Source organism: Novosphingopyxis sp. YJ-S2-01 (assembly GCF_016093175.1).
Taxonomy (GTDB): Bacteria; Pseudomonadota; Alphaproteobacteria; order Sphingomonadales; family Sphingomonadaceae; genus Novosphingopyxis; species Novosphingopyxis iocasae.
This window is the reverse complement of sequence record NZ_JAEDAI010000017.1, coordinates 1-474: the sequence shown is the minus strand read 5'-3', so window position 1 is coordinate 474 and position 474 is coordinate 1. Positions and strand designations below refer to the sequence as shown.

Genomic DNA, 474 nt, shown 5'->3' with positions numbered 1-474 from the left:
GCACGATGTGGCGCGAAGGCGGGAAGGTCATTCTCGATTTTGACGGCACTGACCCGCAGTCAGCCGCGTCGATCAACTTCCTGCTCAATGAGAACATGTTCAAGATGTTCTTCGGCATCTACATGATCATGGTCTTCGACCCGCAGATCCTGTTCAATGACGGCTTCTACGATCTCATCGAGGTCCGCATTCCTGAAGGTTCGCTGCTCAAGCCAAAATTCCCGGCAGCCCTGTCGGGTCGTACGCACGCGCTGGGTCGTATCGTCGACATCCTGGGCGGCTTGCTCGGTCAGGGTACACCTGAGTTCCTCAATGCAGCAGGCTTCAGCTCAAGCCCGCACCTGTTCTATTCAGGGTGGGACAACCGCGAGGTCAGCAAGGGCGAATGGTTCCAGCTGTTCCAGATCGGCTTTGGCGGCATTCCGGGTCGTCCCTTGGGTGACGGTCCGGACGGTCACTCGCTGTGGCCGGGCT

Annotated in this window: 1 protein-coding gene; it reads left to right on the top strand. The window is 58.6% G+C overall.

Annotated elements, in window-relative coordinates:
- Window positions 1-474: hydantoinase B/oxoprolinase family protein (locus I6A82_RS14445; RefSeq protein ID WP_198095671.1), on the top strand; the 474-nt coding region annotated here is incomplete at both ends.